9 protein-coding genes are annotated in these 7,253 nt (G+C 69.4%); 3 read left to right on the top strand and 6 right to left on the bottom strand.

Translation table 11 applies throughout. The annotated features are described in order from the left end of the window. Positions 1-187 precede the first annotated feature (187 nt). The 3 genes from AB0F10_RS42930 to AB0F10_RS42920 all read right to left on the bottom strand — a co-directional run bounded on the left by AB0F10_RS42930 (position 188) and on the right by AB0F10_RS42920 (position 2,527). Positions 188-688 carry a hypothetical protein gene (locus tag AB0F10_RS42930; protein ID WP_360639623.1) on the bottom strand — a complete coding sequence of 167 codons (501 nt, stop codon included), beginning with the start codon at positions 686-688 and terminating at the stop codon, positions 188-190. A 588-nt stretch (positions 689-1,276) separates the two neighbouring features. Then, positions 1,277-1,483: a hypothetical protein gene (locus AB0F10_RS42925; RefSeq protein ID WP_360639620.1), complete on the bottom strand. Its 207-nt coding sequence runs from the start codon at positions 1,481-1,483 to the stop codon at positions 1,277-1,279. 432 nt (positions 1,484-1,915) lie between these two features. Then, positions 1,916-2,527 carry a DUF1963 domain-containing protein gene (locus AB0F10_RS42920; protein WP_360639626.1) on the bottom strand — a complete coding sequence of 204 codons (612 nt, stop codon included), beginning with the start codon at positions 2,525-2,527 and terminating at the stop codon, positions 1,916-1,918. Between the two features lie 254 nt (positions 2,528-2,781). Between AB0F10_RS42920 and AB0F10_RS42915 the strand changes: the two genes are divergently transcribed. Beyond that, positions 2,782-3,189 (top strand): VOC family protein, encoded by a 408-nt coding sequence (locus tag AB0F10_RS42915; protein ID WP_360639617.1) that lies wholly within the window; start codon positions 2,782-2,784, stop codon positions 3,187-3,189. A gap of 398 nt (positions 3,190-3,587) precedes the next feature. Here the strand turns inward: AB0F10_RS42915 and AB0F10_RS42910 are convergent, their stop codons facing one another. Further along, positions 3,588-4,967, bottom strand: coding sequence for a transaminase (locus AB0F10_RS42910; protein WP_360639614.1), 1,380 nt, complete (start codon positions 4,965-4,967; stop codon positions 3,588-3,590). Positions 4,968-5,111: 144 nt separating this feature from the next. Here AB0F10_RS42910 and AB0F10_RS42905 point away from each other — a divergent pair, with 144 nt between their 5' ends. Further along, the gene (locus AB0F10_RS42905; RefSeq protein WP_360639611.1) at positions 5,112-5,345 is read left to right on the top strand and encodes a hypothetical protein; all 234 of its coding nucleotides are present in this window, start codon (positions 5,112-5,114) and stop codon (positions 5,343-5,345) included. Here the strand turns inward: AB0F10_RS42905 and AB0F10_RS42900 are convergent. Further along, positions 5,309-5,524, bottom strand: coding sequence for a hypothetical protein (locus AB0F10_RS42900; RefSeq protein ID WP_360639608.1), 216 nt, complete (start codon positions 5,522-5,524; stop codon positions 5,309-5,311). The two genes, AB0F10_RS42905 and AB0F10_RS42900, sit on opposite strands and share 37 nt — an antisense overlap. A 13-nt stretch (positions 5,525-5,537) precedes the next feature. Further along, positions 5,538-6,008, bottom strand: a complete 471-nt coding sequence (locus tag AB0F10_RS42895; RefSeq protein WP_360639605.1) for a hypothetical protein — start codon at positions 6,006-6,008, stop codon at positions 5,538-5,540. 59 nt (positions 6,009-6,067) lie between these two features. Between AB0F10_RS42895 and AB0F10_RS42890 the strand changes: the two genes are divergently transcribed. Continuing rightward, positions 6,068-6,922, top strand: coding sequence for a P1 family peptidase (locus AB0F10_RS42890; protein ID WP_360639602.1), 855 nt, complete (start codon positions 6,068-6,070; stop codon positions 6,920-6,922). The last annotated feature ends 331 nt before the right edge of the window (positions 6,923-7,253 follow it).

Raw genomic sequence — 7,253 nt, 5'->3', positions numbered from 1 at the left:
GACGCGCCAAGCCACCGGACCGCCAGCCGTTATTGGAGCCAGCGAAGCTCCCCCGCGCGCCGGGAGCCGGTGGCAGCTATTCGCCACCTCTGAAAGTGGCCCTCCGCCACTCGACCAACAAAAGGTTCGTTTGCGCTGATTTTCCGACGAGAGTGCGTCCGTTCAAGAGCAGTTTGGCAGAAACCTGCTAGACGCCGAACGGCGTCCCCGGATCATCTGGCGATTGCGCGATAGCAAAGAGATGATCCGCGAGTATTCGAGAATCGATTGCTGATATGTCGCCTGGCCACGCGTCTGCATCTTCGGTGTCGACCTTCGCCAGCGGGACAGTGCATGACGCGTAGTTTTCCACGAAGTGCACCATGGCGTCTATCACCTGCGGGGCGTCGTCAACCGCCGGCATTGCAAGCTGAGCCCCGACTGGCATTCCCGCGAAGACATAGATGATGTGCTCCCGAATTGGCTGAATCATTCGAGAGAGACGTTGGAGGTCGAGCCAGCGATCAGGTCCGCCGACACTTAAGTGCCAAATAGTGCCGGGGGTTCCCGACACCGGGGACGGGGCGGCTGCGAGAGTGGCCCATGGCATTGCAGAAAAAGTCAACTCGATCTCGAATCCGTACTTATTACGCACATGCGCGCATGCACTGCTCAACTTTGACCTAGTTGAGCTGAACTCAGCGAGCACGAGATCATTCTGACGCTCGCTAGCACTGACCGGTCGGCTCACAAGGGCGCGTAGTGCTTCTCGAAATCCGTGCTCCAAGTCCTGCAAGGTGAGCTCAATTCGATCGCGATCTCTATGTCCTGCGCGCCGCAAGTGACCCACCCGGTTCCGAATTGCTCGGAACTCGCCAGTGCGGCCATCCCAAACACTTCGCTCCAGTAAGAAATGTTCAAAGAGATCCCAGTTGTCGCCAATAACTTGCAAAAGGAGGCTGAAGTCGAGGTAGCCTAAGAGGTCTTTCTGATCGGGCCCTATCAGATGAACCAGGCCATCGTTTCTTGCATACTTGCTGGCTTTCTTATCCAGTACAGACTCCCACGTGCTGCCTCATGCCGCTCTCAGCGTGAAATACGAGAGTTGGCGCAGCCAAATTTCTAGTTGCCACCATCGCCCATAGAGAGCCAATGATTCCAGCGGCACGCCTGCGGCTGTTACTCGATCAATCGCAAGTTCAGGGCCCATGGATTTATGGTGCCATGAATTTCAAAAACGGCACACTGAATTCTGCCTGGTGGACCTACTCACATGCCGCGATCCGCGCGCTCCGGGTCAGCTGAGGTGATTGCAGTACGGCGAACAGGCGCGGCCCAGGCGGTGGCCGAGATCCTGCAGGAGGTGGCCGATCCGTTCAGCCTGGTCAGTGGTCGGCGCAGTAATCGCGGCGCTGGCCGCGATGTGCTCCCCGACCTGATACAACGTCGCGTAGAGATCTTCGGCGGTTGCGTGATCGAGCCGCAGCGTAACGTCGTCCGGCACGAGAAGAACTTACTCTCATGCCGCAGACAAGGCCCGTCTCGCCTCTGATGCTCGTCACCGTGAGTAAGCGGCGCTGTCGGCGAGGGGCGTATCCCGTCCCATCGAGAGGCTGGCGCCCAAACTCGCGAACATCGAGATCGGCGAGATCCTGTTGGTGCCGAAACTCAGCGACATCTGGCGCTGGAACTCGGTTCTGGCTCAGGAAACGTGGTGGGTCGTCATGCGAGGTGTTGGAGTGTCCCTCTCTGCCGGCCTGCCGTCCAGGAACGGCGCATGGCGAATGTGCCAGAGCAGGAAGACGTCCACGGTTTGACCATATAGCCGGGCGATCAACGCGGGCCTCAGCCTGGGTTGGTCAGTGCGCTCCATGCCGCTGAGTGGGCCGGCTCAGCGCAGCAGCCGGATGGTCGGCCACGCGTTGACGAGTACGGTTCAGCGCTGCCAGAGGAACGCGGCGGTCCCGCACGGTCGGCACCGGAAACCATAGCCGCATCCACCACCGCCGAAGTTCGCCGAGGTTCGATGGTCGTGGCCCTCCTCGAGTTGGACGACGAAGGTCATCGGCTGGGCACAGCCGTCGCATTCTGGCGTCTCGTCGTTCTGCAGCCATGCGGCCTGGCCGCCGACCTGGCCCAGCACTTCCCGCGCAGGCCGGCCCGACCGCTGATGCCACCACTCCGGCGCCTCCAGGTAATCCTCGGCGTCGACCTGTTCGAACCGCACCGCGCATATCTCACCCAGCAGCGTGACGCCATCACCGGGCGGGGTGGAGACCTGCACGGCGTCGGCTCCGAACGCGAACGCGCGATTGCCTCCGGCACTGGCGTCCCATTCGTCGCACAAGCCTGGATCGTTTTGGCACATGAAAATGGACAGCAGGCCAGAGCTGCCGGGCTCGACGTCGGCGAGGCTGACCTGGGCCAGGAACTGCATGAGCCCAGCGCATTGGCGGCACCGTGGCCACTCGAATGCCGAAGGCGTATGCGGGACACCGCCCGTGCGGGTTCCAGGCGCATCCGCGGCGGCCGGACCGGCATAGGTCATGAGCTTCACCACGCAGGCAAGGATACGGAGCGCCCGCGCAATCAGAGCGAGAGTCGGCGGGTATTCGCAGAACAAGATCAAAGGTGCTCTTCTGGCGATGCGAGCGGTGGTCGGTCCGTTCCGACGCGCCGGCGACGCGGAGACGGTGACGTCCGGTCGGACCGCACGGCAGGGGCTCGGGTCGCCGGGAAAGGGTCCCTCACCCGATGCCGTCCACGATCGGCTGTTCAGCGCGGTGAGCACCCAGTGGAAGTATGTGGTGCATGCCGTTGCGCGCGCATCCTGTCAGGACCTCGATCGCCGTGTCCGACATCGGACGGGCGGCCGGGTTCTACGAGGGCAAGCTGGGCCTGCGGTCGCTGTGGCCCGGTCCCAGCGCCCGCGTCGAGAACGGCAGCCGCGTCTACGAATCCGCCGGCGGCCCGGCCCTGAACGTCTACCAGTCCACCACCGCCGGACAGACCTCCGCGACCCTGGCCACCTGGTACGTCGAGGATCTCGACCAGATCGTCGACGAGCTCACCGCGGCCGGCGTCGAGATCAGCCGCTACGACGAGCTCGAACACGATGCCAGAGGCATCACCGCCAGGGCCGGCGGCGGGCGGATCGCATGGTTTCAAGACCCTGACGGCAACACCTTCGCCGTCGAGGCAGACATCTGACGCAACGGGCCGATCGCCTGGGCACGCGGTCGCTCCCGGTGCCGTGCCTGCGGTGGCGGTGGGTGCCCGCGCGACGCGGCGTGAGTCGATGATTGCGGGTCGGCCGCCGGGGCACGAGTTCGAGCCGCCGCTGTAAGCGACGCAGTGCGACGGCGACGCTGACGGCGGCCGCGACACGCGCGGGTGAGTCTGCGTCCAGGCCAGCCGCCGACGTACAGCGCCGGGAGTACCGCGACGCCGCAGATGCCGACGTACACCTCCTGGCGCACGGTCCCGCGTAACCCCGGTCGAGCGGCGGGGACTCGTACTGGCCGGCTGACCCTCACCGACCGTGACGCAAACTAGGTGGGTTCGCGCACTGCCAACTTTGGTGGGCGATGCCGGGATCGAACCCGTGCTCAGCCCAGGAGTTCGGCGAGGGCGGCGGCGAAGATCTCGTGGTGCCGGGCGACGTCGTCGAGGGTGGTGTCCGGGCACATCAGCGCCATGTTGTGGAACGGGGTCAGCAGCACGCCCCGGTTCAACAGGTACGTGTGCAGAAAGTCCTCGAGGTCCGCGTCGGCGCGGGCGGCGGACTCGGTGCCGGTTCGCGGGGCGGGGGAGGCGAAGCGGTATTCGACCCGGGCGCCGATCCGGCTGACCGACCACGGCAGCGCGTGTCCCTCGATGATCTTCTGGACGCCGTCGGCGAAGGCGGCACCGGTCTCGATCATCGTGGCGAACGCGGCGTCGGTGAGTACCTCCTCAAGGGTGGCGCGGGTGGCCGCCATCGAGACCGGGTTGCCGGCCAGCGTGCCGCCGACCCCGCCCATGTCGATCAGGTCCAGGTCGGCGCGGCTGAGCAGGGCCGCGGCCAGTTCGGCCGACAGCCCGTACGCGCCGACGGGTATGCCGCCGCCGATGGCCTTGCCGATGGTGACGACGTCCGGGGCGAGGTCCCAGGCGGCGGTCGCGCCGCCAGGCCCGGCCGAGAACGTGTGGGTCTCGTCGTTGACGAGGTAGGTGCCGTGCCGCAGGGTCAGCGCCCGCACCCCGGCGAGGTAGCCGGGTTCGGGCAGCACGATGCCGATGTTGGTCAGCGCGGGCTCCATCAGCACGGCCGCGACGTCGCCGTGCGCCAGCTCACGGGCCAGCCCGTCCAGGTCGTTGAACTCGGCGACGCGGCTGGTCAGGGTCACGTCGCCGGGCGCACCGACGTTGCCGTCGCGGCTGCGGGGGCGCCCGTCGGCGCCGACCACGATCAGCGACTCGTCGACGGACCCGTGGTAGCAGTAGCTGTTGACCAGGATGCGCGGGCGGCCGGTGACGGCGCGCAGCAGCCGGATGGCCCAGCGGTTGGCGTCGGTGGCGGTGAGCGTGAAGCTCCACGCCGGTACGCCGAATCGCCGGCTCAGCTCGGCGCCGGCCGGGGCCGCGTCCTCGGTCGGCAGCATCGTGCCGGCCCCGCCCAGGTCGCCGAGGCGCCGGGTGACGGCCGCGATCACGGGTGCGGGGGAGTGGCCGGCCATCGCCGCGGTGTCGCCGAGGCAGAAGTCGATGTACTCGTGACCGTCGATGTCGGTGAGCCGGGCGCCGCGGGCCCGGTCGACGTAGACGGGGTAGCCGGCGGCGTTCTTGTTCATCCAGGTCATCGGCACCCGGCCGAAGAGGTTGCCGGCCCGCGCGTATGCGGCGGCGGATCGCGGGTTGCGTTCCGCGAAGGCGGCCCGTTCGCGGACCGTCAGGGCGCGGAGGCGGTCGCGGTCGATGACGTCGTCGGCTCCGGACCCGGTCGGCATGGCGCGACGCTACCAACGAACCGGCGGATCGGAGCCGGGCCGGATCGCCGAAATCCTCAGGTGTGCCCGGCGCCGGCCGATCGTCGGGGCTCTGAGCACCGAATTATCACCGAAAAACACCGGCGACCACCGAAGGAGCGAGACATGGACAGTGCACTGGATGTGGCCTACGACCTGATCGGCCCCGGTGGCGTGCCGTGGTGGGCCTGGGCGGCGCTGATGCTCCTGATCCTGGTCAAGCTGCTCGCCTCGATGTTCCGGGGCGATCCCCCGGCGGGCCAGCGCAAGCTTCCGCCCGGCCACGCCCACCTCCAGGCCACCTACGACAGGTACGTGGCCGACTACGGCGACTTCCCGGCCGGCGGCCCGCGCGGCTGACCCCGCGGTGCCGCGCCGATCGCCGTGACCAGGGCGCCGGCGGCGAAGCCCAGCCAGCCCGGCACGGCCTCCCCGGCGATCCCCGCGACCGTGGTCAGCAGCAGCACGCCGCCCGTGTGGGTCAACGTCACCGTCGCGCCGACCGCCACCGCGTCGCGGGTGCGGCCCCGGCTGCCCACCAGGTAGGCGGCATCACCGTCTTGCCGTGCCCGGGCAGCGCCGCGTGGCCCGCGCCCAGCACCAGCGCCAGCAGCACCGCGAGCCGCCGACCGCGTTCTCGAGCCACCGTTCGGCTCCGGCGAGCGGTCCGCTCACCGCGTACGCCCGGGAGCCGGACGCCGGCGGCGGCGCGCTCGCCGCGGTTGCGGAACCGGCGCCGGAGGCCGCGGTGAACGTGGCCGACCGCGACGAGAGCAGGTCCTTCGGGTACGCCCGCAGCTCGGCGCTGACGCTCGCCGCCAGCAGGGTGGAGCCGGTCAGGGCGATGCCGGACCCGGCGGCGGCGAGTTCGCGCCGGCCGATCCGGTCGTCGCGGAACCGGTTGGCCACGCTCACCTCGGCGGACCGGCCCAGCGCGGCCGGCGCCGATAGCCGGCACTCCAGCCGGCTGGTCCGCAGCCCGCCCGCCCGGCGGCGTGGGCGAGCGACGAGGCCGCGACCCATCCGCGGCGCCGGCGGCTTCGAGCACCGCGAATGGCCGGCCCGGTCGGCAGAATGGGCGCATGATGCCCGCGCAGCTGTTGTCGGCCCGGGCCGGGCACTGGACCGGCGCCGGAACCGGGGTGACGGTGATCCTGCCGCCGCCCGGCACGGTCGGCTCCGGGGAGGTGCGCGGCGGCGCCCCGGCGACCCGCGAGTTCGCCCTGCTCGACCCGGTCCGGCTGGTGGACCGGGTGGACGCCGTGGTGCTGTCGGGAGGCTCGGCGTTCGGGCTTTCCGCGGCCGACGGCGTGATGGGCCTGCTGCGCGAGCGCGGGGCCGGCTTTCCGACGCCGGCGGGGCCCGTTCCGATCGTGATCGGCATGTCGATCTTCGACGGCTCGGTGCGTACCGGCCCGCCCGACGCCCGGGGCGGCCGGGCGGCCGCGCTCGCCGCCCTCGCCGGCGACGACTTCGCCTCGGGCCGGGTCGGCGCGGGCGCCGGCGCGTCGACGGGCAGGTGGCGCGGTCGCTCGGACCCGGGCGGCCTGGGCTGGGCCCGGCGCGACGCCGGCGGCGTGCGGGTCGCGGCCGTCGTCGTGGTCAATGCGTGGGGTGACGTGCTCGGCCGCGACGGCGAGCCGCTCTTCGGCGGCGCCGACGGCTACGTCCGGCCGCCGGCCGGGTCCGGCATGCAGAACACCACCGTCGCGGTGGTGCTGACGGACGCGCGGCTGTCCAAGCTCGACTGCTTCCTGCTGGCGCAGAGCGGGCACACCGGCTTCGCGCGCGCCGTGCATCCGGCCCATTCCCGGTACGACGGCGACGCGGTGGTCGCGCTCGCCACCGGCGAGGCCGGGGCGGAGGCGGACCTCGACCTGCTGCGGGCCGTCACCACGGACGTGATCGGGGACGCAATCCGCTCGGCGGTCGGGTAAGCGTGCCGAGCCTCGCGGCCGCGCCGGCCGGGGCTCCGGAAGTTTCGGTCGCGATGGGTGTCTATTGCCGGATCGTGATCGCCTTTGCACCGATTGTGGCCATACTGATCGACGTGAATGCGTACCGGAAGACTTCCGGAATTGGTTGTTGACGGATGCGTCATCGCCTCTCGACAATGGTGGCAATGACGGATGTCGATCTACTTCCGGCGTTTGCCGGGCCTGCCGTGCCGGGGAGCCCAACCCGGCCGGCGATCGGTCGCGGGGGGGGGGGTAGACCCAACCCCCGACGCCCCGCAGGGGCCCGGCGCCACCTGGGCCCCCCCCACGC

Origin of the sequence: Actinoplanes sp. NPDC026623 (assembly GCF_040638275.1) — a bacterium.
In the GTDB taxonomy this organism is placed as follows: domain Bacteria; phylum Actinomycetota; class Actinomycetes; order Mycobacteriales; family Micromonosporaceae; genus Actinoplanes.
Note: the sequence above shows the minus strand (reverse complement) of the source record. Positions and strands in the feature narration are given on the sequence as shown.